Source organism: Rathayibacter sp. AY1A7 (genome assembly GCF_002930845.1).
Lineage (GTDB): Bacteria > Actinomycetota > Actinomycetes > Actinomycetales > Microbacteriaceae > Rathayibacter.
Genome location: NZ_PSTL01000015.1, coordinates 38914 through 60591, shown reverse-complemented (window position 1 = coordinate 60591; position 21678 = coordinate 38914). Strand labels below are relative to the sequence as shown.

Here is a 21678-nt window from a genome sequence, read left to right as displayed (position 1 = left end):
CCGCGGCAGCAGTAGCGTCAATGCATGCGCGAAGAGGTCTCCACGGGTCGATCTCTCGTCCGCCGAGGCCTCCTCGTCAGAGGACTGGCACTCGCGCCGGTTGCGGCGATGCTGATTGCTCTCTCGGCCTGCTCGGGCGGCCTCACCACATCAGCGACGGATGCGTGCAACTACCACTTCTCCTGGGTCAGCGAAGGCAGCGCAGGACTGCAAGAGGGTCGCCGTGAGCAGCTGCTGCGGACGATGTCTGAGTCTCTGAGCGCGGAGGACCCGAAGGAGTTGACGGAAGCGGTGACCGTCATGGAGACGGCCCTTGAGGGTGGCGACGACGAGGCGTTCCAGACGGCCAGCGCGGCGTTCGCCAGCTCCTGTCGAGCGAATGGTTGGGAGCTGCCCGAAGGCTGACAGGCCAACGGCCCACCTACGAGTTCACGTCGACCAGGGCGATGCGCCGCTCAGAGCGCACGGTGCAGCCGGTGGAGGCAGACGGTGACGACGCCCCACACCTGGAGGTCGCTCAGCTCGGCGACGTGGATCGGCGGGTACTCCGGGTTCTCGGCCCGCAGGACCACTCCCCCGGGGTGCAGCTCGAGGCGCTTGACGGTCAGCTCGCCGTCGAGGATCGCGATGACCACGCTCCCGTGCGTCGGCGTGATCGACCGGTCGACCACGAGCTCGTCGCCGTCGCTGATGCCCGCGCCGACCATGCTCTCGCCCGAGACGCGGACGATGAACGTCGACGTCCTGTCGCGGATCAGGTGGTCGTTGAGGTCGAGGGAGCCGTCGAAGTAGTCCTGTGCCGGCGACGGGAACCCGGCAGCCACCGCGTCACTGGTGACGAGGAAGGCGACGGAAACGGCTTCCACGGCCGGAGTCGCGATGTGATCCACAACGGTCACGCTCGATCTGGGCCCCTTCCCTCGTCGCATCGAACATATGTTCGAATGCGTCCGAGTGTAGGTCGACCCCACCGACACGCGCTCCCAGCCCGCGCCCTGAGCGGGATTGAGTGGTCGTTGTGGGCGCGTCCTACCTAGATACCTATATAGGTATTTAGGAAGCTTGCTACGTGGATAGCTACCCATATAGGTTGGCGTCATGCAGACGATGATGATCTACAGCGAGAGCGGCGGTGCGACAAAGAGCACCACCGCCGTCTCCCTGGCGATGGTGGCGGCCGAAGAGGGGCGGCGGGTGATCCTGATCGACCTGGATCCACGAGGCGCGACCACGAAATGGCTCGACGCGCAGCCCGTCGACGTCGGGCTCGACGTCGGAGCGATCCTGGGCAACGCAGACCCGAGGGGATGGGCGGATGAGCTCGCCGTGCCTTCGCCCTTCCACGCGAACCTTCGAGTGATCCCGTCCGATCGCAGCGTGAGCGCACGCGAGACGGACGATCCCGGAGAAGTCGGGCACCGCTTGGCGGACTCGCTCGAGGATGTGCCTGCGGACCTCGTGATCATCGACTGCCCGAACCGCCAGGGCGGGTCGCTGATCTACAACGCCCTGACGGCGGCGGAGTCAGTGATCTACGCCGCCACGCCCACCGCTGACGGTGTGGACGGATTCATTGGGGCACAGGAGAGTGTGCGCCGCTACAACGACCTCAGCGACCGCGCAGCGGTCGAGGAGGCCGGGATCATCGTCGGCGGATACAAGGAGACGATCACGCCGCGGGAGGCTACGCACAGCATCGAGCAGATGCGAGAGACGGGGCTTCTCCTGACTCCGCTTGTCCCGCACCGGACCATCGTCGGAGAGGTCCGGTACTCGCACGACTGGTACGGCAACTTCCGCAAGGGCGCCCCCGTCGCCGCCGCATACCGTGAACTCGCACGAAAGGTCATCCGATGACGAACGAAGATCGCCCCGCCAGCCTCCCGCGCCGGGCACAGCCAGCGCCCGACCGCAGCGACCCGATCGCATCCAAGCCTCGTCCGGCTCCGACGCCCGCTACGGCGCCGGTCGCAGCCCCGGTAACGCGGACGATTGCGGGCACGGCGGCCACGCCGCCGCGGAAGCAGCCCACGGAGGTTCTGCATGTGGACGTCGATGCTGAGCTGTCGTACTACGTCCAAGACCTGCGAGCCGCGACCGGTCGCACGAAGAAGAACATCGTGGAGACAGCGCTGAGCGAGTACCGCGACCGGAACCCGCTCAGCTGAGTTCGAGCCGGTACAAGATAGCCAGATACCTATATAGGTATCTGGCTATCTTGGTTTGCCCGGTTTAGATGGCGGTTCTGCACAAGGAACGAACGGCAGATTCGAATTTCTCTGGATCAAACCGACACCGCGTGCGTTGAGTGCCCGTGTGGCTGCCATAGCGACCACGCAGAGAACTCCGGCGGCAGCAGCGCTGAAGAGGCCGGTTCACGGAGCCGTATCGGGAGCTTCGAGGATTGCGTCGACGACGAGAGCTAGGCAGCGGTGGAGGACCACCAGAGTGATCCGGGGGCGAGCATGCCGGTGCGTCCCCAGTGCAACGCTTCGCGGTGATCGCCGCGGCCGGCGGCGTCGCGGGGGTAGAGCGGCCAGACGCGCTCGCCAGCCGATCTGTCCTCGAACAGGGGTCGGCTCGACACGTGTCGGCGTCGCGGGCGTTGCCTGGGGGAGGAGGAGCGATGCGCGAGCTCGGCTTGCCACCAGGCCCACACTTCGCGCTCGACGTCGTAGCGGTGCGCTCGATCGGTCAAGGCTCCGTCGACGCCGATCGCGCGTGCGGCGGCGGTGCGACGGTCGCGCTTGGCCTGGGTCCAGCCGTGGGTGTGCTTGACGATGAGCCGGTGTGTGCGCAGGCGGGAGAGAGCGGTGGCAGCGGTTCGGGTGGTCACTCCCAGCAGTGTGGCGGCAGCAGCGAGGCCAAGGGTCCCTTCTCGGCGTAGCAGCGCGTACGCCTTCCCTGCCAGGTGTCCCAGGCCGGCGCGGGTGAAGAGATCGTGCCGAGTGTCCGTGAGGTCGGCTTCGAGCGTGGTGAGCAACATGGTTCGTTCGGTGAAGAGCGGCCCGGGGGGGCGGGGGTTATTAAAGGTTGTGACCGGACCTTGCAAAGGGCCTGTGGAAAAGTGCTCGGCTAGTCGCCATTCGCTGGCGTTCGAGCCGTCCGCGTGGACGACGAGCTGCACGTAGCCGTCCTCACGCAGCGTTCGCAGGGCGCTGGCCGCCGTGGTGCGGCCCAGGCCTGCCAGGAGAGCCAGGTCGCGGATGGACGCGGCGACGGTGCGCTTGCCGGTGTGCAGGGTGAGGTAGGCCAGGGCGGTGAGGATCGTCTTCTCCGACGTCGCCCGCTCGGTCCTGCCCCACCGGCCCGGGCTCACCCGGAACCGGTCGAGGAGGGCGCTGACGGAGCCGACGAGGCTGTCCAGCTCCGCCAGGTCGCCGGGCTCGCGCTCGGGCGGGAGAACGGCGTGCAGCGCCGCGTACTGGCGGGCCTTCTCCCACTGCCGGGCCAGTCGCTCGGCGGCCTCGTCGCGGGCGCGGGGCCGGCGGTGGCCGCGGCCGGTGTTCTTCGTGCGGTAGTGCTCCATCCCGGGCGCGGTCCGCGCGGCGTGCTCCACGTCGGTCAGGGACCATCCCGCGTGTGCGGCGGAGAGCAGGCACATGAACGCGGTCCACGACGGATTCGCGCCGCCTCCGGCCGTGGCCATGTGCGCGGCGCCGGCAGCGCTCAGCGTCCGGTGCGTTTGGTGCGCGGTGGCGGTGGGTACTGGGGGAGTGGCGTCGACGCGCAGCGGCGGCCGGGACTCTTCCAGGGCGTCCGTCACGGCCTCGAGCGCGGCCGCGGTGACGGTCATGTCCAGCAGCTCCTCTGCGCGGCCGCGGAGGACCCTCGAGAAGCTACCGTCGCGGTGCGGGGACAGCGGCGGACGGGCGGCACCGGTGCGCGGGTTGCGGAGCATCCCGTGATCCAGGGTGCGGAAATTTGCTCGAGCGGCGATCGCCAACCGGGCCACCAGCTCGGCAGGGGCGCCCTCCGCGAGAGCAACCCACAGGTGCCGGCCCCCGGTGCCGGAGGACTGGCACACGAGGTGAGCGACCTGGTGCGCGTCGAGGACGGCGGAGAGCGCGTCGCAGTCGTCTGCGGCCTGCTCCATGAGGTCGGCGTCGACGCCGCGGGAGTCCTTGCCGTCGAAGTCGAAGCACAGCAACCGGAACGCTCCGGCGTCGTCGGTGAGGTAGATCGCCCACGGGGCGGTTGGCGCGACGGCGGAGACGGGGAACGCGGCCGGATAGGCGTTCTCGTCCAAGCGCCCGTAGGCGTCCGGGCGCATCGTGCGCACGGCGGCACGGGGGCTCAACCGGCGCGTCAGTGCCCAGGGCGCCGAGAAGGAGTCAACTTCGGCATTTTGGGCGTGCGAAGACACAGCGGCATGGCTTACGATGAGGTCACTTCTCCTCCCTCGGGTGGCGATGACGAAGGCCCGGCCTAGGAAACCGGTACTTCGGGAAATGGCTTCACACCTGTCGCCCTGGTAAGCAGTGGTGTGAAGCGAGAGCTTCTGGGCCCGTCGCGTGAGCGGCGGGCCTAATGCGTTAAGTGGGGTTGATGAGCAGCTCCTCGCTCGTCAGAGTCGGGTCAACAGGCCACCACGACGGAATGCCCTGGTCGGTGAGTTCCGTCTCTACGTGGGCGACCATGCGCTCGAAAAAGACGGCCGACGACACGTTCGCGCGCTGCGCGATGCTGTCGACGCGATCACGCGCGTCTTGCTCGACGGTCCAGCCCAGAGAGATAGGTCGGACCATCGTCCCTCGCTTGCGTCGCGGTGCAGCCATGCGGACACGCTATTGCTACTACTGCGCTTAAGACGACGCGACACGCGCAGATTGATCGTTAATCGATCCATCAGTCGCCGGCGCCTCGTCGTCACGCGGCCGCTGCTACGCGGACCCGGGCGGCGGCGGGTCCTAATGCGCAACCGCCTCGCGAGCAGAGATGTCCGTGCGGGCGTACTCGCCGTTCTGCCGGCGCACGAGTACGCCGTAGCTCATCAGCGTGCGGGTGACGCGCGCAAGGGGAAGAACGTCGACGCCAGTGTGTCGACCAAGGTCACTGAGGGTGAGCGGGCCGCAGTCGAGCGCGCGCATCAGCTCGACACCCTCGACGGTGTTCAGAGCTAGCTGTAGTTCGAGGCATGAAAGGTCAGCCACAGATGGTCTCCTCGACGTCTGGTTGAGGTCGTTCACAGCAAGCTCCCGAAAACCGGTATCCTGACAATGCTTTTGCGTTTGGCAAGACCGTAACAGACGGCAAGCGACTGTTCGACCCGAAGGACACAACACATGCCACTAGCCCCCCAAGCTCTCCCCGGAGCGCTCACACGATCCCTGGGCCGGGTGCTCCGAGCCCGCATGGTCGACCGCGCGGTATCCCTGGCCGAAGCGGCACGAGCGGTTGACGTGTCCGAGGGACAGCTCTCTCGGATGCTCCACGCGAAGCGACGCATGGACGTCGAACAGCTCGACCTCCTGTGCCGATTTCTCGAAATCGATGCCGTCGAGACGCTGCGTGCCGCGAAGAACGGAACGCTGACCGCGGCGGACGTCGCGCCTGCCCCCGGGGCTGCGGCGAACCAGGACGTACGGGAGCTCGGTCGTCGGATGGGCGCTCTCGCACGCCTACAGGACGACGGTGGGTACCGTGCGGTGTCTCTCGCCGCCGGCCGTATCGGCGTCGCCCTGTCTCAGAACGAGTGGCATGACCTCCTCGACGGCGCGATCGCTGCCTTCCCGAGGGATGAGCTTCTGGGAGCTATCAGCTCCGCGCTCGGGGTGCCTCGTGACTATCTGACGACAGGGGACCAAGAGTTCGTTGCTCGGGTGGAGGCTGAGGAAGAGCTGGCCCACGCCATGCGATCAACCGGAACCTTGCGCATCGCGGCCCGCAACCTGTCGAGCCTCAGCCCGGATGAGATCCGGGCAATCGCCAAGTTGGTCCGCGACAGTGGGCCGGCGGGGGATCACCAGTGAGCGTGTGGCCGGCAGAAGCTGAGACGGAAGAACCCTTCGACCCCTCCGCGACCGTCTCGGCCATGATCGACCGGCTTGGCCTCGAACCAGGCATGTCGCTCAAAGACATCGTCGACAGGGTGGCCGCGGTCTACCGCAAACCCATCGTCTTGCAAGCGGTTTCGGACGATCGTCTCCGGCAGCTCACCGGACTGTTTCGCGACACCCCCAGCCGGGGCTACGTCTCGTTCCGGTTGACCGACCCGCTGTCATATCAGCTGCACTGCATCTGCCATGAACTCGGCCATGCATGCTTCCACCACGAGGACTGTGACGTGCTCCGCGGCGCTGATATTGATCTGACGGACGGTGGCACCTTGGGCGAGGCGGTGATCAAGGCGCAGGGGCGTGGACTGACGCGCAGCCGCTCGGAAATCGTTGCGGAGGAATTCGCGTACCGTCTCATGACCTGGTTGCTCGGCACCAATCTGCAAGCAGAGGAGAGCGTCTTCGGATGATGGGATCAATACCGGGCGAAGCGCTCGTGTGGGTGAGGCTGGCGATCATCGTCTCTCTCGCGCTTTGCGTCGCGCTCTTCTTCGGCCGCGCTGTCGGCTCGACCAAGGACCCAGCCCGACGACCAGCGTGGATCGCGTCTCTCTTCGGCCTGATCGCGATCCTGACGCTCGGCATGGTCATCCCGCTGCGATGGGTCGATGCCGCCCTTGGCGGGTCGAATTTCTGGAACCTCGCGCAGGCCCTATGCGCGACTATCGCCTTCTGGTTCTTCTACCGCGCGACACGACTGGGGGCGGGGCTGCCCGGCCCCGAGAAGCCGCGCTGGTTCGCGCTCAGCGCTGTTCTGGGAGGGCAGACAGTCCTGTTTGCCCTCATTCAGCACCGCGGAGGTACGTCCGAGACGTTCGTACGGGACTACATCACTGACCCCGCTTGCTACGCCTACCTCATGCTCTACATCGTCACGATCGGAGTCCTCACGGGCCGATCAGCGCTCATTCGAGCGCGGAAGCTGCGGGGCACATCGATCGTCTTCTTCGCCGGCTTCGCTCTCGTCGCTCTCGCCTGCGCTACTCACGTCGTTTACTTGACCATGGCTCACTTCGAGTGGGGGCAGGAATCGCAGAGCGAGGCGCTGCGCGGCCTGTTCTACCTGATTTTCGGGCCCGGGATTCTTCTTCTGATTGTCGCGTTCGCAAAGGTGTTCGTGCAGCGCCAACGGAAGCTGCTGCAGCCGGTATGGCGTGTGCGAGCGCTTCGGCTGGCGTTGATCCGGCGGAAGGTGACGGACACGCCTCTGACGCTTTTGGGGGCGTGCAGAGCCCTGTTCCTGCCGGAGCCGCGCGCTCGTGCAAACTCGGAATCCACCGTCCTCTACGACGCCACGAACGCGGAGGACGCGCTGCTCACGTCGAGCGAGCGGCACCTGCTGGAACGAACGAATTCGGGCATCCTGCGTCACCTTGGCCTCGAGGACGAACTTCGAGCGATGGCTGAGGTTGTGCAGTGACGGGACTTTCCACGGTCGCGTGGGGAGTAAGCGCGGCGACAGCCACCGCTCTCGGCATGGGTGCTCTCGCGGCTGATGTCGCCCTGATGCGCAGAGCCGTTCTGCGCGGACGCCCGAAGGTGCTGCCTGTCACGATCGACATGGCGCAACGGACGATCCGCCTGCCGTCGACGGACGGGACGCGGGCGCCGGGGGAGTACGGCGTGTGGGTGAACGATGGCCGGGGACACCTCCAAGTAGGGGCCGTCATCCACGACGACTACGACTCCGTGGAACGCCGCATCGAGGACGCGCGCGGGGACGTAGCCGAAGCGACTGAGGGGCGCTGGACGGGCCACGCTTTCGCACACGCCTCTTCGCTCGGGTTCGCCTACGAAGACGTCGACATCCCTGCTGAGGACGGTGACCGACCGGCATGGCTGTTCGCAGCCGGCGACGGTCGCCGCTGGGCGCTCCACCTCCACGGGATCAAGTCTTCGCGAGCCTCGGCCCTTCGATCGGTACCGATCGCCGTTGAACTGGGGATGACGTCACTCGTGCCCTCGTTCTACGGCGATGTCGAGGTGGATGCCGCACCTGGTGCCGAGCCAGAGGGGGCGACTCTCGGACTCCGGGAGGCGCGCGACGTCGACCGCGCCATCGCCTTCGCGATCGCGAGCGGAGCTGAGGAGCTCGTGCTGTTCGGCTGGTCGATGGGGGGAACGATTGCGCTGCTTCTTGCGGAATCCTCGCAGTACCGGGACCGGATCACGCAGCTCGTGCTCATCGGGCCGGCCGTGCAGTGGAAGGCTTCGATCGAACGCGGAATAGCAGCGGCTCGACTGCCTGCCTGGATCGGGGCGCCCCTGTTCCGTTCGTTGGAATCGCGATGGTTGAGCAGGCTCGCGCGGATGGCCGAGCCGACGTCGTTTGCGCGGTTGAACTGGCTTCGAGGGGACCGGTCGGTCGATGTCTCGACCCTCGTGCTGCACTCGGCCGGCGATCGAGATAACGACCTTGCCGAGAGTCGCCAGATGGAGCGGCTGAACCCGTCGACGGTAACGGTCCACGAGTTCCCGCCCGTCCCTCACCTGATGGAGTGGAATGTCCACAGGCGGCTGTTCGAGAGCGTCGTGCGCGATCGCCTCAGCTCGTAGAGCTGGCGGAGGACGCGCCGCGTAGTTCGCGGAGGCGTTCTTCTGCAAGGTGGCGCAGCGTGGGATTGTCGGCGGCGTCGCGCAGAGCGAGTTCGAGTTGCTGTTCCAGCGTCCGCGGTCGTGACGGGTTGGTGTAGTTGTGCCAGGCCAGGTCTAGCTCCCACCCTCGGTAGTGATTACGCGAGTAGAGCCCGTTCTGCTGGCGAGCTGCGTTGTCGCCAGCCTCGGCATCACGGCCGTACTCAACGGTGATGACCCCGTAGTCCTCTAGCTCCTTCAAGACACGTCCGAGCGATCCGTAGGGGATACCCGTCTCTCGAGCGATGATCCCGCGGGTAGCGCCGGTCACGGTGTCCAGGTAGCGCAGCACTTCGGCGCGCGAACGATTCCCGTTGACCAGGATTGCAATCTCGACGTCCACGGGCCTCGGATCCGGGGTTGGCCACTCGACTCTTGGAGACATGCGCTCCATTTTCCTTGGTGGAGGCCTCCAGCGTCGCCGCGACACCGGCAGCTCGATCAGCGCTGCACATTCGCTGATTGCTGACCAAGCGTAGGTAGCTCAATTATGCACAATTTCTGATTCGATACCGGTGCGTTGCTAGTTCGGTAACCGATACACTGGACGTAACGGAAGTTGAGCGGAGGAACGTCGTGCGCGGTCGCAAGTTGTCAGCATCAGTAGTCGCATCGAGCGCACTGCTCCTGGTCGGCTGTGCTGCGCCGATGACCATCGCCACGCCCGAAACGCCGTCTGCCGCGACAGCAACCCCGGCAGACCCGAACACCGAGCCGGCCTTTCCCACCAGCCCCCCGACCCCGCCTGCGGACATCCCCGTCGATGTAGAGCCGACTCAGGCTCCAGGCGTCGAGGGAGACACCCTCGCGGTTGCGACGTCGGCGGTGACGGCCTTCTGCCGACCGTCGCTGAACTACGACACATGGATCGCTGAGCTCTACCCGTTCCTCTCGCAGCAGGCCGCGGTGGCCTACGAAGCGGTCGACCCCGCAAACGTGCCCTGCACGACCCTCACCGGTGCCGCGACGGTCCGTGACGGGGACGGCGCCTACACGATGCGCATCCTCGTCCCCACTGACGCCGGCGACTACTCCGTCTACGTCCACCGCACCGTCGAGACAGGTCCGTGGGCTGTCGAGCAGATCACCCCCCTGGCATCGGAGTAGCCCGGTGGCGAAGGGGGGAATGGGCGTTCTCGCGGCGGTCCTGGCACCGCTTCTCGCGATCGCACTGCTGCTGTGGCTGCTGTTCTTCGGCGCCGCTGAGGATGCGGCTGCAGCATGCCTGCCTGGCGGCGGACCGGTGAACGTGTCCGCGATCCCCGCGGACGCGAAGGTCGGGGCCTACGGGCACGACCAGCTCGTGAACGCCGCACTCATCGTCAACGCGGGAGCCGCGAAGGGCCTCGGCGCCGATGGGCAGACGCTGGGCGTGCAGACGGCGATCGGGGAGTCATCCCTGGTGAACATCAGCTACGGGGACGGTGCGATCAACCCGGACGGGTCGGTCGCTGACTCGATCGGACTGTTCCAGCAGCAGTCGAGCTGGGGCACCGTTGAGCAGCGCATGGACCCGACGACCTCGGCGGGCTTCTTCTACGACCGCCTCGTGGCCGTCGAGGGCTGGCAGGCGATGGAGCCCTCCATCGCGATCAACAAGGTTCAGCGCAACGCCGACCCGAACCACTACACGAAGTACCGCACCGACGCCGTGGCGGTCATGACCTACCTCAACAGCCTCGGCAGCAGCACGACCGCACCCACGGCCACCACTGCGCCGGTGAGCGTCCCGTCGACGCCGACGAGCACCGCGACGTCGACGGCCGCGCCGGTCGGCGGATGCGTCCCCGTGTCCGGCGACGCGCAGGCACTCGCGGCCGACCTCATGACGGCGATGGAGGAGGGCCGGCTGCGGCTGCTCGAGGACCGATACGCGCAGCAGATCCACGACATGGCCGCCGGGACCGCAAAGGAGAACTGCGGCATCGACGTCCGCATTCTTCAGATCATCACGATCGCCCTCAACACGTTCGAGCACGTCGGCGTCTCGGACCTCAACCGCCAGTGCACCGGCTCCCTCCTCGGAGCGGGCACGGGCTCGTCGCACTGGATGAACGGCGGCGGCAACGCCGTCGACTTCTTCTCCTTCAACAACACCGCCACCACCGGCTGCGACGCGAACGCCCTGCAACTGCTGACGGTCCTGGACCCCCAGGTACCCCAGGGCTCCCGCGCCGGCCAGATCCAATGCCGCTCGACCACCTATCAGCACATCACCCAGTTCGGTGACACGGCAAACCACCTGCACTTCGACGTCGCCTACGCCGACGGCCCCCTCACCACCGGATAACCGGACCCTTTCGACGCCGCGACCGCGACGCCGATCACCCCGCACCACCCACCACGAAACGGAGCACACACCATGTCTGCACTCGCTCTCACCTCAGAGCTGATCACGGCCGCCGGCGCGCTCGGCGCGGTAGTCCCCGACCCGGGCCCCGGCGGCATGCCCCCCGGATTCGAGTCCTTCACCGTCGTCATGGGCTGGGCCAAGTGGGTCGGCCTCGGCGTCGCCGTCGTCGGCCTGATCATCCTCGGCGTCACCATGACCGTCTCCGCCCGCCGCGGCGAAGGCGGAGAGATCGGCGGCTGGCTCGGACGCCTCCTCGTCGGCGTGATCATCGTGTCCGCCGCGTTCACGATCGTCGGCTTCCTCATGGGCGGCTAGCGTCCGGCAGACCATCACGACAGCACCGATAGGAAGGCAAGGGACGTCATGAACGACTCCGAACCGCGTAACCCGTTCACCAAGAAGGGCTTCATCATCGGAGCCGCCATCGTCGGAGCACTCGCCCTCTCAGGCATCGTGCTCGGCGTGACGTCCCTCGGGACCGGGGGAGGCGGCACCACGACCGCCGCCCCCGGCACCCCCACCCCGACCTCCACCGTCTCGGCCGACGCCGAAAGCGTGTGCGGACTCCCCGGCTACGAGGAGACCGGAACGCTGACCGCTGCGCCGACGACGGAATGGACGTTCGTCGGCACAATGGCCGCTCCGAGCTCGGAGGCTGCCGGCCCGGGCGTCATTGACGATGACGGCCTCCGCCGCTGCTACGCACACACCCCAGAGGGCGCGCTGTTCGCGGTCGCCAACCTGTGGGCGATGGGATCGGACGGACGCCTCGCGACCCCCGTCTTCGACCGACTCACCGTGCCCGGCCCGGGCAGGGACGCCGCACTCGCCTCGGACGCTCGCCCGAGCAACACCGGCACCGGAGTGCAGATGGTCGGCTTCCGCGTGAACTCTTACTCCGCGACCGACGCGGCGATCGATATCGCGTTCCGCGCGACCACCGGCCAGATGGTCAGCTTCGCCGCTCCCGTGCAGTGGTCGGACGGCGACTGGAAGTCCGTCCTCACCGACGACGGCCTCCCGCCCTTCCGACCCGTCACCCTCCAGAATCTGGGCGGCTACATCCCTTGGGCAGGCACCGAATGACCCCCGTAGCACCGGCCGACCCCTGCATGCCGTGGGAGGTCGCCTGCTGGACCGGCGTCGCCGTCGGCGACGTCGTGTCGCAGGCGTCGAACGACGCTTTGCAGCAGTTCGTCAACAACATCTTGGAGGGCTACGGCAAGGCGATCGCCTCTCTCGGCACCGTCTGGATGAACGTGCCCTCCCCGGTCACCGTCGTGGACCAGGGCGGCGGCGTCAACGGTGGCGGCACACCTCCGCTACCGGAGGCGTTCGAGACGATTCTCGGCTACGTGACGTGGGTGTCCGCGGGCCTGGCCGTCATGTCCCTGATCGTCGCGGGCGTGATGATGGCGAGCCGTCGTCGGCACGGGGACGGTGAAGCTCACATGGGCCGCATCGGCGTCATCCTCGTGGCCGTGCTGCTGCTCTCCTCCGCGTCGGCGCTCGTAACAGGGTTCCTGCCGCTGGCGATGCACCTGAACGAGTCCTCGAGCGTTGTCGGCTGGGTGCAGGGTCAGTTGCAGTGGTACACCGGCGGACTCGCGATACTCGCGATCCTCGTCGCCGCCGCTCGGATGGTGTGGACGCAGCGCGCGGTGCCGCTGCGCGAGCTCGCGGGATCGGTCCTGACGCTGATCGCCGTGGCCGGCGCAGGGCTCGTCGTCATCCGCCTGGCGACCCAAGCGGGCGATGCGTTCTCGATCTGGATCCTCAACAACTCGACCGACTGCGACGTGTCGCAGCAGGGAGAAAGCAACTGCTTCGGCACCAACATCTTCGCGATGATCAGCCTCACCGCGACCTCCGGAATCGGCCTGATCGGTCTCTTCCTGCTGGGGATGCTCGCGGTATTCATGACCTACGTGCAGATCGCCCTGATGGTGTTCCGCGGCGCGATGCTCGTCGTCCTGGCCGGCATCTTCCCCCTGGCGGCCTCCTTCACGAACACCGAAATCGGTCGGCAGTGGTTCAAGAAAGCGATGGCCTGGACCCTCGCATTCATCCTCTACAAGCCCGCCGCGGCGATCGTTTACGCGATCGCGTTCCGCATGACCGGCACCGACCTGTTCAAGTCGGACGGCACCGGGCTCTTCCAGATCGTCACAGGCCTCGCGCTGATGCTCATCGCGCTCGTGGCCCTGCCCGCGCTGATGCGCTTCCTCGTCCCGGCCGTCTCCTCGGTCGGCGGCGGCGGCGCCGCGGGCCTGCTGCTGGGCGCCGCGGCGCTCTCCGCCGCAGGTGACGTCGCGACGGGCGCGATCCGCGCCAGCAGCAACGGTGGCGGGAATGGCGGCGGTGGAGGCGGCAACAGCTCGTCCACGGACGGACCGTCCGGCAGCACGTCGACGCCGGGCTCTCCCGCGTCGTCGCCGGCCGGTGACCCGTCTGGGTCGGCGTCGACGGCAGGAAGCGGCGCTGGTGCCGGTGCCGGTGCCGGAAGCGCGGCGACCAGCGGTGCAGGAGCCGCCGCGTCGAGCGGCGCCGGTGCAGGGGCAGCCGCGAGCGGCGCCGCGGCCGCGGCCGGACCGATCGGCGCCGGTATCGCCGTCGCGACGAAGGCCGCGGAGGGCGCGAAGCACGCCGCGCAGGCCGTGAAGGCCGGCACCGAAGAGGCGACCGGCAGCAACGAGAGCGGGAGCTAACCCATGTCGAGCACAGCAACCGAGCCGACCAAGGCTCGCACCTACGGCAACTGGCGAAAGCCTCAGACCGCCGGTCTTGGCGGGCTCGGGCAGCTCGCCACCCTCGTGATGTTCGTGGGCATCGTCGCCTCGATCATCGCGTCCATGTTCTCCGGCCTCGGGCCGGCACTCATCGTCGCCGCCATCTTCGGCGGGATTCTCCTGACCGTCTCGGTCAAGGACAAGCACGGGCAGAGCGCCCTCGGAAGGATGGTGGTCCGCGTGAACTGGTGGCGTACCAAGAGCAAGGGAGCGAACATCTACCGCTCCGGTCCGATCGGACGCGCGAAGTGGGGGACGTTCCAGCTCCCGGGCCTGGCCGCGCCCTCGCAGCTCACCGAGCACGAGGACTCCCACGGCCGCCGGTTCGCGCTGATCAGCACTCCGATGACCAAGCACTTCACCGTGGTTCTCGCGACGGAGCCGGACGGCGCCGCGCTGGTGGATCAGGAGCAGATCAACAACCAGGTCGCGGAGTACGGCATCTGGCTCGCCAACCTTGGAGACGAACCCGGCATCGAGGCGGCCTCCGTGACGGTCGAGACGGCTCCTGACACGGGCACGCGCCTGCGCGGTGAGGTTGAGGGGTCGATGGACCCGGACGCACCCCTGTTCGCTCGAGCGATGCTCCAGGAGGTCGTGGAGACGTACCCGGTCGGATCGGCCACGATCCACGCCTACATCGCGCTCACGTTCACGGCGACCGCGCGGATCAACGGGAAGCGCCGCAATGCCAAGGAGGTCGCCGCGGACCTCTCCGCCCGCATCCCCGGTCTGACGTCTTCTCTCGCGGCGACGGGGGCGGGCGCAGCGCGGCCCCTGAGCGCTCAGGAGCTGTGCGAGGTCATCCGCACCGCGTACGACCCGGACGCGGCGCTCTTGATCGATCAGGCGCGCGCAGAGGGCGAGACGGCGGACCTGTCCTGGACCGACGTCGGCCCCGCGGGCGCCGAAGCGCACTGGGACTCCTACCGTCACGACGGAGCGGTGTCGACGTCGTGGACGATGACGGCGCCGCCGCGCGGCGTGGTCCAGTCGAACATCCTCGCTCGCCTGCTCGCGCCGCACCGCGATATCGCCCGCAAGCGCGTCACGCTGCTCTACCGGCCCATCGACCCCGCTCGCGCCGCAGCGCTCGTGGAGGCGGACCTGAACGCCGCCCAGTTCAACTCCTCCGCATCCACCAAGCCCACGGCCCGCTCGACGCTCTCGACCCGCTCGGCGCAGGCCACGGCCGCGGAGGAAGCCTCCGGCGCCGGGCTGATGAACTTCGGCCTGATCGTCACCGCGACCACGCTGCAGCGTGGTCAGGAGCCCGAAGCGCGCGCCGCGATCGACTCCCTCACCTCAGCTGCCCGACTGCGGATGCGGCCCGCGTTCGGCTCGCAGGACTCCGCCTTCGCCGCCGCCCTCCCGCTGGGGCTGGTCCTGCCCCGGCACCTGCGCATCCCCAACGAAATGCGGGAAATCCTGTGACACACCCCGCCACCACCAGGACGGCACTGGACACACGTCCGGTGCCGTCCCGGGTTAACCCTCAGCCCTCACCCGTCTTTGTCGTCGTTCCGACCCTTCTTGGAGGCCCCCAGTGAGCAGCACCACCAAGCTCTTCTCCCGCCACCGCGACACCGAGCCCGTCGACGCCCCCGCCGACGTCGACGGCGACGTCGGCGGCGACGAGCTGCCGACCGGTGCCGTCGACGTCGACCAGAGCGAGGAAGCCGGCGACGTCGACGCGCTCGACTCCGCCACGCCCACGGGCGCGGTCGGAGCCCCGACGACGGCGCAGGCCGCGGCGACATCGACGGACGCTCGCGCCCGTTCACGCCGCGCGCGGAAGGCTGAGGAGGAGGCCGCCGCAGCTCGCGCCGCCAGCTCTCCTCTCGCCCGCGAGAAGCCCTCCAAGCGGTCGCGGAAGAAGCGAGCGATCCCGCACCAGGGCGGCAGACAGAACATTGAGAAAGAGTCGGCGCCGAAGCGCCCGATGCGGCCGACGTCGACGGGATGGCTCGGCCGCGGCGGCGGCCAGGCCGTCTCGATCCAACCTGCCGATGAATTCCGCGCGACGACCGTTCAGGTGTGCGGGCTGTACCCCTTCTCGGTCGGCACCGGCACGCCCATGATCGGCGTACCGCTGGGAAAGAACCTCACCACCGGGGCCTCCGTGTTGTGCGACCCGATCAGCTGGTTCCAGCGGGCGCAGCTCATCTCCAACCCGTCGATGTTCGTCCTCGGCAAGCCGGGTCTCGGGAAGTCCTCGCTGACCCGCCGCATGGCGACCGGGCTCGCCGGGTACGGCACCATCCCGCTGGTCCTCGGGGATCTGAAGCCCGACTACGTGGACCTCATCCGCGCGATGGAAGGACAGGTCATCACCCTCGGCCGCGACCGCGGCTACCTCAACATCCTCGACCCCGGCGAGGCGACCAGCGCGGCAAAGCGCCTCCGAGACGACGCCGACCAGGCGCTCGAGCAAGCCGCGGAGCTCGACGCCCGCGGCGGCGACTCCAAGGAACTGCACCTGCGTGCGGTGAAAGCGCAGCGCCTCGCCGCTCAGGTCCTCGCGGACGCTCACGGCCGCCGGCACACGATGATCGCAGCGCTCCTGACGATCCTCCGCTCCCAGCCGCCCACGGACCGGGAGGAGACGATCATCGACCGGGCGCTCAAGTACCTGGACGAGCACCACGAGGGCATCCCCGTCCTCGCGGACCTCCTCGCCGTCATCCAGGCCGCGCCGGACGAGATTCGACAGGTCGCCCTCGACCGCAACGACCTCAAGCGGTACAAGGAAATCACCGAGAACCTCGAAGCGTCCCTCATCGGCCTCACCTCCGGCGGCCGGCTGGGCGAGATCTTCTCCCGACAGACCACCACCCCCATGCGTCGGGACCGACCCGTCGTCTACGACGTGTCCTCGATCGATGACTCCGAAGGCGACCTCCAAGCGGCGATCCTCCTCGCATGCTGGTCCGCCGGGTTCGGGACGGTCAACGTCGCCGCCGCGCTGGCCGACGCGGGGATCGAGCCCCGCCGGCACTACTTCGTGATCCTGGACGAGCTATGGCGGGCACTGCGCGCGGGAAAGGGCATGGTCGATCGCGTCGACGCCCTCACCCGCCTCAACCGTGCCCGCGGCGTCGGCCTCGCGATGATCAGCCACACCATGTCCGACCTCCTCGCGCTCTCCAGCGAAGAGGACCGGATGAAGGCCCGCGGATTCGTGGAACGCTCCGGCATGGTCATCTGCGGCGGCCTCCCGGGCGCGGAGATGCCGCTACTGACCTCCGCGGTGCCGCTGTCCGCGAAGGAGCAGGAGATGCTCACGAGCTGGCAAGACCCGCCCGCCTGGGACGGCGTCTCCGGAAAGGAAGCAGACCCACCCGGCCGAGGCCTCTTCCTGATCAAGGTCGGCGGCCGCCCCGGCATCCCCGTCCGCGTCCACCTGACCGCGGCAGAGAAGGACGTCAACGACACCAACAAGCTCTGGCACACCACCAGCCGCGCAGGCCGCGCGAACGAGCCCCTGGCGACCGATCCGGTCATGGTGGAGATCCTGCCGTGACCGCCCTCGTCGCCCTCGGCGCGAGCTGCGTCGCGCTCGGCGCGAGCTGCGTCGCGCTCGGCGCGGCCGGCGCGGCCGGCGCCGCGATCGTCAGCGTGATCGCCGCCCGCCGTCAGAGGGCGGCGGAGCGCGATCGGTTCCTGCTCACCGGCTGCTGGACCGGGATCGCCCTCATGGCGAGCTTCGTCGCCTGGGACCAATGGGACCGGGTAATCGCATGAGCTGCACGTCGACGGTCGTCTACGACGGCTACCTCTGGGGCTGCTCGATGACCACGACGCTCCCGCACACCGACCACATGACGGACCTGCCGGTCGAGTACGCGGACAACGGCCAGGCCCTCCTCACCTGGGGCACCAGCCGACAGGCTGCCACCGACGACACGACGGCCCGCTACGACGGGCCGATCTACGAGCGGTGCGAGCCGCGCCGCTTCCTGCCGGTATCCGCTCCGCTGCTCGAGCGGGCGACGTCGTGATCGCCGCCCGCACCGGGGGCGCGCTGCTGCGGGGTCCTCTCGGCCAGGTCGGCGTGGTCGCCGGGCTCCTGGCCGCCGCGGTCCTCGTGGCAGCGGCCGCCACCCTCGCGTTCACCGCGACGGTGCAGCACGCGATCCCCGCTCAGACCACTCTCACCAGCCCAGCACCGACCGAAGGAGTTGCACCATGAGCCTCACGAACAACCGCCGGAAAGAGCCCGGGAAGGCCAGTAACGGCTTCGGGGTCGCGTTCGCGGCGGGCGGCGTCCTGATCATCGCTCTGACCATCTACATCGCGGTCCGCGTCGGGTCCCAGGTCGACGGCGTGAATCCCGATATGGACACCGACCCGTCGAACTTCTTTTCCGTCGTGGTCGACGTGTTCCGCGGCCGACTCGTCTGGCCGGGCACCGCGACGCTCATCGTCGCCGGGATCGGCGCCGTGGTCGTGTTCTTCGGCACCCTGTTCCTGATCGCGAAGAACGGCGGGAAGAAGAACCGGACCGCGATCGACTGGACCGCCCGCCACACCGCGACCTCCGCGGAGATGAGCCATATGCGCGGCAAGGAGGCGAAGGAGAAGTCGGCCCGACTGGGAGTGACCGACTCGTTCGGCGTCCCTCTGGGTGACCTGCTCAGCGACGGTCGACCTATCCACGCCTCGTTCGAGGACATGGTGCTGCTGCTCGCCGGCCCCCGCGTGGGCAAGTCGACCTCGTTCGTCATCCCCGCGATCGTCAACGCTCCCGGGTCCGTGGTCACGACCTCGAACAAGCGCGACGTGCTCGACGCGACTCGCGACCTGCGCGCAGCTCGCGGGGCCGTGTGGGTGTTCGACCCGCAGCGCGTCGCGGTCGAGCCGCCGTCGTGGTGGTGGAACCCCCTCTCCTACGTCACCGACGACACCAAGGCGGCGAAGCTCGCGCAGCACTTCGCATCCGGATCCAGCGAGGTCGGCGCCCGCTCGGATGCCCACTTCGAGCCCTCCGGTCGCGAGCTGCTGGCAGGCTTCCTGCTCGCCGCGGCCCTCGACGGCCGCCCGATCACGGATGTCTACGAGTGGACGACGAAACCTGGCGACGAGACGGCCGGCGACATCCTGGCCTCGAGCGATTTCCCACTGATGGCCAAGAGCTTGCAGGGCGCGACACGGTTGGAGCACCGGGAGCGCGGATCGGTGTACTCCACCGCCCGGCGCATGGCGTCGTGCTTGAAGGACTCCGGCACCCGCCAGTGGGTGAACCGCACGGGCGAGAACGACACGCGGCCGGAGTTCAATCCGGCTGCGTTCGTGCGCTCCACCGGCACGCTCTACAGCCTGTCCAAGGAGGGTGCCGGTAGCGCCGGCCCCCTCGTCCTCGCGCTCACGGCCGCGACGGTCGAGGCCGCGGAGGAGCTGGCAGCGGTGTCGCCCGGCGGCCGGATGCAGACCCCGATGCTCGGCGTGCTCGATGAGGCGGCGAACGTCTGCCGCTGGCGCGACCTCCCCGACCTCTACAGCCACTACGGCTCCCGGGGGATCCCGATCATGTCGGTGTTCCAGTCCTGGTCGCAGGGCGTCAGCGTGTTCGGGAAGGAGGGCATGGACAAGCTCTGGTCGGCCGCGAACGCGAAGATCTACGCCGGCGGAATCTCCGAGACGGGCTTCCTGCGGATGGTGTCGGAGCTGATCGGCACCTACGACCGCGAGACGACCTCCGCGAGCATGAACAAGGGCGTGCGCTCGACCACCAGCGCGTTGAAGCGCGAACTGATCCTCGACGTCGCGGAGCTCGCGAACCTCCCCACGCCCAAGAAGGGGCGCAAGATCGGGAGGGCGATCCTGATGTCCTCCGGCTCCCGCGCCGCCATCCTCCGCACCATCCCGTGGTTCGACGGCCCCAAGCCGCTCGTGGCCGCGATCAACGCTTCCCTCGCGAACCACCGACCAGGTGCAGCGCCGGCACCGGCGCCCACTCCGTCCCCTGGGCAGGGACACGACCTCACGCCGGTGACTCACACATGAGCGGCTACGACGACGACGACCCGTTCGGCGTCGACGAGCCCGCCACCGCAGCGGTGAGCGTCGACGTCGAGGCGGGGGAGGAGCCGACGACGCACTTCGGATCGGCGGATGAGTTCGTGCGCAAGCAGCTCATCGGCACCTACCGGCGCCGAGTCATGGCACAGGGCTCCGGCGGCGGTTCGCGGTGGAAAGCAGCCTGGTGGGAGTCAAAGGAAGCGCAGCAGCGCATCGAGGCGCTGTGGCGAGCGTGGGAGGCCGCACGCGCCGACCCGAAAGCCGGAATGAGTGCATGGTGGATCAACCACTGCGACCCGCACATGAGGGTCCTACTCTCCCCAGACGGGCCGTTCGCGGACTCCACGGACGAGAACCGGATCGGGGAGGCGCTGCCCTACGAAGCGCCGATCGAGGGCGCGTTCCCGCCCGACCTGCAACCGCCGCTGTACACGCAACGCCCGCGGAAGGAAGACCGCTGACACGACCCACCGCGAATACAAGAAAGGAAGCACCAGTCGCCCCCCTCTTCATAGTCATCGACACCCAGCAGCAACCTCGCAAAATCCGAGAAAGGAGGTTCACCTCGACATTCGAACGCGACGTGAACGACCGGCTAACATCGACATCACCAGCCCTATCGACATTCGCCAAACTGAAGAAGTTCGAAGAGTTACCCTCACCCACTTGGGGGCAGCTACTCGAACCAACGCAAAGCGTTCATTTTCCATACAGATACGCTTTTCTAATAATTTGGTCGCAGCAGGATCGCTGTCTGCGAACCTCGTCTCACCACTAGGGGATCGGGGATCACATGTTCATGAAATACAAGCCCACTCGAAAGAACCACGTCGTGAAGCTGGGCGCGGCGGCGGCGATTTTTCTCGGCATTTTCGGCGCAGGAGCGGTGGCGACCACTCCGGCGCAGGCGTCGGAGTGCAACTTCGGCTTCTGTGGCATCGTCCACAGCGCCAGCGACTCCACGCGCACGGTGTTCGTCGGTTCGGGGTGGAACAACGGAGGGCCCACAGGCACGGTCGCTGCCCTGAACAAGGGAGAGTCGTCCAAGACGTACATGGCCGACGCGGACGGCTACAAGCTCGGCGTGGGCGTCTGCGCCTGGTGGTACACCGAAGCCGGCACCACCCAGGCGCCCGCTCGCGTTCGCGGCGACAGCGCGTGGCACCAAATTCACAACAGCTTCAACTACACGATGCACACCTACGCCTGCTGAGGTGCTACATTCCGTTCAACCGGAGAGAACCGTCCTCTAAAGAAGAGAATCAGTTGATGAAGAAGATCGTCGTAATTCTGCCTTTGATGCTGACCTTTGCGTTGTGCTTGATGGCCTCCTACGCTCTACCTGAGGTGGCATGGAGTTTAGCCAACCCTGCATCGGCAGACACGGACCCGACTTTCTTCCTTGTCGGCTTCATCGGTCTCGCGATCGTCTTCCTTGCCGCACACATCTGGGGCGCAAAATGGCTCCTTCATGGTGCGGGCGAAGACGACTGATCGTTAGCGCGAATCAGGAACGAGGAGCACTATTCGGTGCTCCCCGTTCTTCGTTCCCGGAGCTCGGTTAGCGGCTGAAGCAACCACTACCGGTGGCATGTACCCGACCGCGGCCTCTGCGGATGTGGACATCGTGCGCATTGGCGCCTTTGATGTGACATTAGCGCTGGCCGGCATCGCGTGGGCGGTGTCGGCACTCATACGCGCCTTGACGACGTGGGGGTGGGTACTCCCTCTGCTTCCACCACAGCAATAGCCGAGTGACGCCAGCCAGGCCCGTCGTCGGCGACCTCGCCGGGCTCCCGTATGGCTGGCGCCCGAGGATCGG

The 21678-nt window shown here is 67.7% G+C and carries 26 protein-coding genes; 21 read left to right on the top strand and 5 right to left on the bottom strand.

Features of this window, described 5'->3' with window-relative positions; genetic code table 11:
* The first annotated feature begins 24 nt into the window (after positions 1–24).
* On the top strand, positions 25–405 hold the full coding sequence (locus C5B95_RS12140) for a hypothetical protein (RefSeq protein WP_146076598.1): 381 nt from the start codon (positions 25–27) through the stop codon (positions 403–405).
* 50 nt (positions 406–455) lie between these two features.
* Here the strand turns inward: C5B95_RS12140 and C5B95_RS12135 are convergent, their stop codons facing one another.
* On the bottom strand, positions 456–866 hold the full coding sequence (locus C5B95_RS12135) for a LexA family transcriptional regulator (protein ID WP_258059984.1): 411 nt from the start codon (positions 864–866) through the stop codon (positions 456–458).
* Positions 867–1098: 232 nt separating this feature from the next.
* Here C5B95_RS12135 and C5B95_RS12130 point away from each other — a divergent pair, with 232 nt between their 5' ends.
* Both C5B95_RS12130 and C5B95_RS17930 read left to right on the top strand, forming a co-directional pair.
* Positions 1099–1857: a ParA family protein gene (locus C5B95_RS12130; RefSeq protein ID WP_104349286.1), complete on the top strand. Its 759-nt coding sequence runs from the start codon at positions 1099–1101 to the stop codon at positions 1855–1857.
* Positions 1858–2045: 188 nt separating this feature from the next.
* Positions 2046–2168, top strand: a complete 123-nt coding sequence (locus C5B95_RS17930) for a hypothetical protein (RefSeq protein ID WP_258059983.1) — start codon at positions 2046–2048, stop codon at positions 2166–2168.
* Between the two features lie 254 nt (positions 2169–2422).
* Here C5B95_RS17930 and C5B95_RS12125 read toward each other — a convergent pair whose 3' ends face one another.
* The 3 genes from C5B95_RS12125 to C5B95_RS12115 all read right to left on the bottom strand — a co-directional run bounded on the left by C5B95_RS12125 (position 2423) and on the right by C5B95_RS12115 (position 5189).
* Complete coding sequence (locus tag C5B95_RS12125; RefSeq protein ID WP_374954258.1) at positions 2423–4273, bottom strand: hypothetical protein; 1851 nt, start codon at positions 4271–4273, stop codon at positions 2423–2425.
* Between the two features lie 262 nt (positions 4274–4535).
* A complete protein-coding gene (locus C5B95_RS12120; protein WP_104329598.1) occupies positions 4536–4778 on the bottom strand; it encodes a hypothetical protein in 243 nt (80 codons plus the stop codon).
* Between the two features lie 132 nt (positions 4779–4910).
* Positions 4911–5189, bottom strand: a complete 279-nt coding sequence (locus C5B95_RS12115; RefSeq protein ID WP_146076596.1) for a hypothetical protein — start codon at positions 5187–5189, stop codon at positions 4911–4913.
* A gap of 96 nt (positions 5190–5285) precedes the next feature.
* Between C5B95_RS12115 and C5B95_RS12110 the strand changes: the two genes are divergently transcribed.
* The 4 genes from C5B95_RS12110 to C5B95_RS12095 are packed head-to-tail and all read left to right on the top strand — an operon-like array spanning position 5286 to position 8615.
* Positions 5286–5972 carry a helix-turn-helix transcriptional regulator gene (locus C5B95_RS12110; RefSeq protein ID WP_104349283.1) on the top strand — a complete coding sequence of 229 codons (687 nt, stop codon included), beginning with the start codon at positions 5286–5288 and terminating at the stop codon, positions 5970–5972.
* The gene (locus C5B95_RS12105; protein WP_104349282.1) at positions 5969–6469 is read left to right on the top strand and encodes a hypothetical protein; all 501 of its coding nucleotides are present in this window, start codon (positions 5969–5971) and stop codon (positions 6467–6469) included. Before C5B95_RS12110 ends, C5B95_RS12105 begins: the two co-directional genes overlap by 4 nt.
* Positions 6466–7479 carry a hypothetical protein gene (locus C5B95_RS12100; protein ID WP_104349281.1) on the top strand — a complete coding sequence of 338 codons (1014 nt, stop codon included), beginning with the start codon at positions 6466–6468 and terminating at the stop codon, positions 7477–7479. The genes C5B95_RS12105 and C5B95_RS12100 overlap by 4 nt, the downstream gene beginning before the upstream one ends.
* A gap of 56 nt (positions 7480–7535) precedes the next feature.
* Positions 7536–8615 carry a S9 family peptidase gene (locus tag C5B95_RS12095; protein WP_104349280.1) on the top strand — a complete coding sequence of 360 codons (1080 nt, stop codon included), beginning with the start codon at positions 7536–7538 and terminating at the stop codon, positions 8613–8615.
* Here the strand turns inward: C5B95_RS12095 and C5B95_RS12090 are convergent.
* Complete coding sequence (locus C5B95_RS12090; protein WP_104329592.1) at positions 8605–9036, bottom strand: helix-turn-helix transcriptional regulator; 432 nt, start codon at positions 9034–9036, stop codon at positions 8605–8607. The genes C5B95_RS12095 and C5B95_RS12090 overlap by 11 nt on opposite strands.
* A 305-nt stretch (positions 9037–9341) precedes the next feature.
* On the opposite strand from C5B95_RS12090, the gene C5B95_RS17225 reads away from it, so the two are divergent.
* From C5B95_RS17225 to C5B95_RS12020, 14 genes are all read left to right on the top strand, one after another.
* Positions 9342–9800 (top strand): hypothetical protein, encoded by a 459-nt coding sequence (locus tag C5B95_RS17225; protein ID WP_146076595.1) that lies wholly within the window; start codon positions 9342–9344, stop codon positions 9798–9800.
* 19 nt (positions 9801–9819) lie between these two features.
* A complete protein-coding gene (locus C5B95_RS12080; RefSeq protein ID WP_104349278.1) occupies positions 9820–10983 on the top strand; it encodes a hypothetical protein in 1164 nt (387 codons plus the stop codon).
* Positions 10984–11055: 72 nt separating this feature from the next.
* A complete protein-coding gene (locus C5B95_RS12075) occupies positions 11056–11361 on the top strand; it encodes a hypothetical protein (protein WP_104349277.1) in 306 nt (101 codons plus the stop codon).
* Between the two features lie 48 nt (positions 11362–11409).
* A complete protein-coding gene (locus C5B95_RS12070; RefSeq protein WP_104349276.1) occupies positions 11410–12132 on the top strand; it encodes a hypothetical protein in 723 nt (240 codons plus the stop codon).
* Positions 12129–13754 carry a hypothetical protein gene (locus tag C5B95_RS12065; protein ID WP_146076594.1) on the top strand — a complete coding sequence of 542 codons (1626 nt, stop codon included), beginning with the start codon at positions 12129–12131 and terminating at the stop codon, positions 13752–13754. Before C5B95_RS12070 ends, C5B95_RS12065 begins: the two co-directional genes overlap by 4 nt.
* Before the next feature lie 3 nt (positions 13755–13757).
* A complete protein-coding gene (locus tag C5B95_RS12060; protein ID WP_181068072.1) occupies positions 13758–15269 on the top strand; it encodes an SCO6880 family protein in 1512 nt (503 codons plus the stop codon).
* Between the two features lie 508 nt (positions 15270–15777).
* Complete coding sequence (locus tag C5B95_RS12055) at positions 15778–17358, top strand: ATP/GTP-binding protein (RefSeq protein ID WP_258059986.1); 1581 nt, start codon at positions 15778–15780, stop codon at positions 17356–17358.
* Positions 17355–17579, top strand: a complete 225-nt coding sequence (locus tag C5B95_RS12050) for a hypothetical protein (RefSeq protein ID WP_104349274.1) — start codon at positions 17355–17357, stop codon at positions 17577–17579. Before C5B95_RS12055 ends, C5B95_RS12050 begins: the two co-directional genes overlap by 4 nt.
* Positions 17576–17836: a hypothetical protein gene (locus C5B95_RS12045; RefSeq protein ID WP_104349273.1), complete on the top strand. Its 261-nt coding sequence runs from the start codon at positions 17576–17578 to the stop codon at positions 17834–17836. Before C5B95_RS12050 ends, C5B95_RS12045 begins: the two co-directional genes overlap by 4 nt.
* Entirely contained in the window at positions 17833–18027 is a 195-nt protein-coding gene (locus tag C5B95_RS12040; protein ID WP_104349272.1) for a hypothetical protein, read from the top strand. Before C5B95_RS12045 ends, C5B95_RS12040 begins: the two co-directional genes overlap by 4 nt.
* Complete coding sequence (locus C5B95_RS12035; protein ID WP_104349271.1) at positions 18024–19841, top strand: type IV secretory system conjugative DNA transfer family protein; 1818 nt, start codon at positions 18024–18026, stop codon at positions 19839–19841. Before C5B95_RS12040 ends, C5B95_RS12035 begins: the two co-directional genes overlap by 4 nt.
* On the top strand, positions 19838–20317 hold the full coding sequence (locus C5B95_RS12030) for a DUF4913 domain-containing protein (RefSeq protein WP_104349270.1): 480 nt from the start codon (positions 19838–19840) through the stop codon (positions 20315–20317). Before C5B95_RS12035 ends, C5B95_RS12030 begins: the two co-directional genes overlap by 4 nt.
* Before the next feature lie 332 nt (positions 20318–20649).
* Positions 20650–21069 carry a hypothetical protein gene (locus C5B95_RS12025; protein WP_104349269.1) on the top strand — a complete coding sequence of 140 codons (420 nt, stop codon included), beginning with the start codon at positions 20650–20652 and terminating at the stop codon, positions 21067–21069.
* Positions 21070–21125: 56 nt separating this feature from the next.
* On the top strand, positions 21126–21350 hold the full coding sequence (locus C5B95_RS12020; protein WP_104349268.1) for a hypothetical protein: 225 nt from the start codon (positions 21126–21128) through the stop codon (positions 21348–21350).
* Positions 21351–21678: the final 328 nt, after the last annotated feature.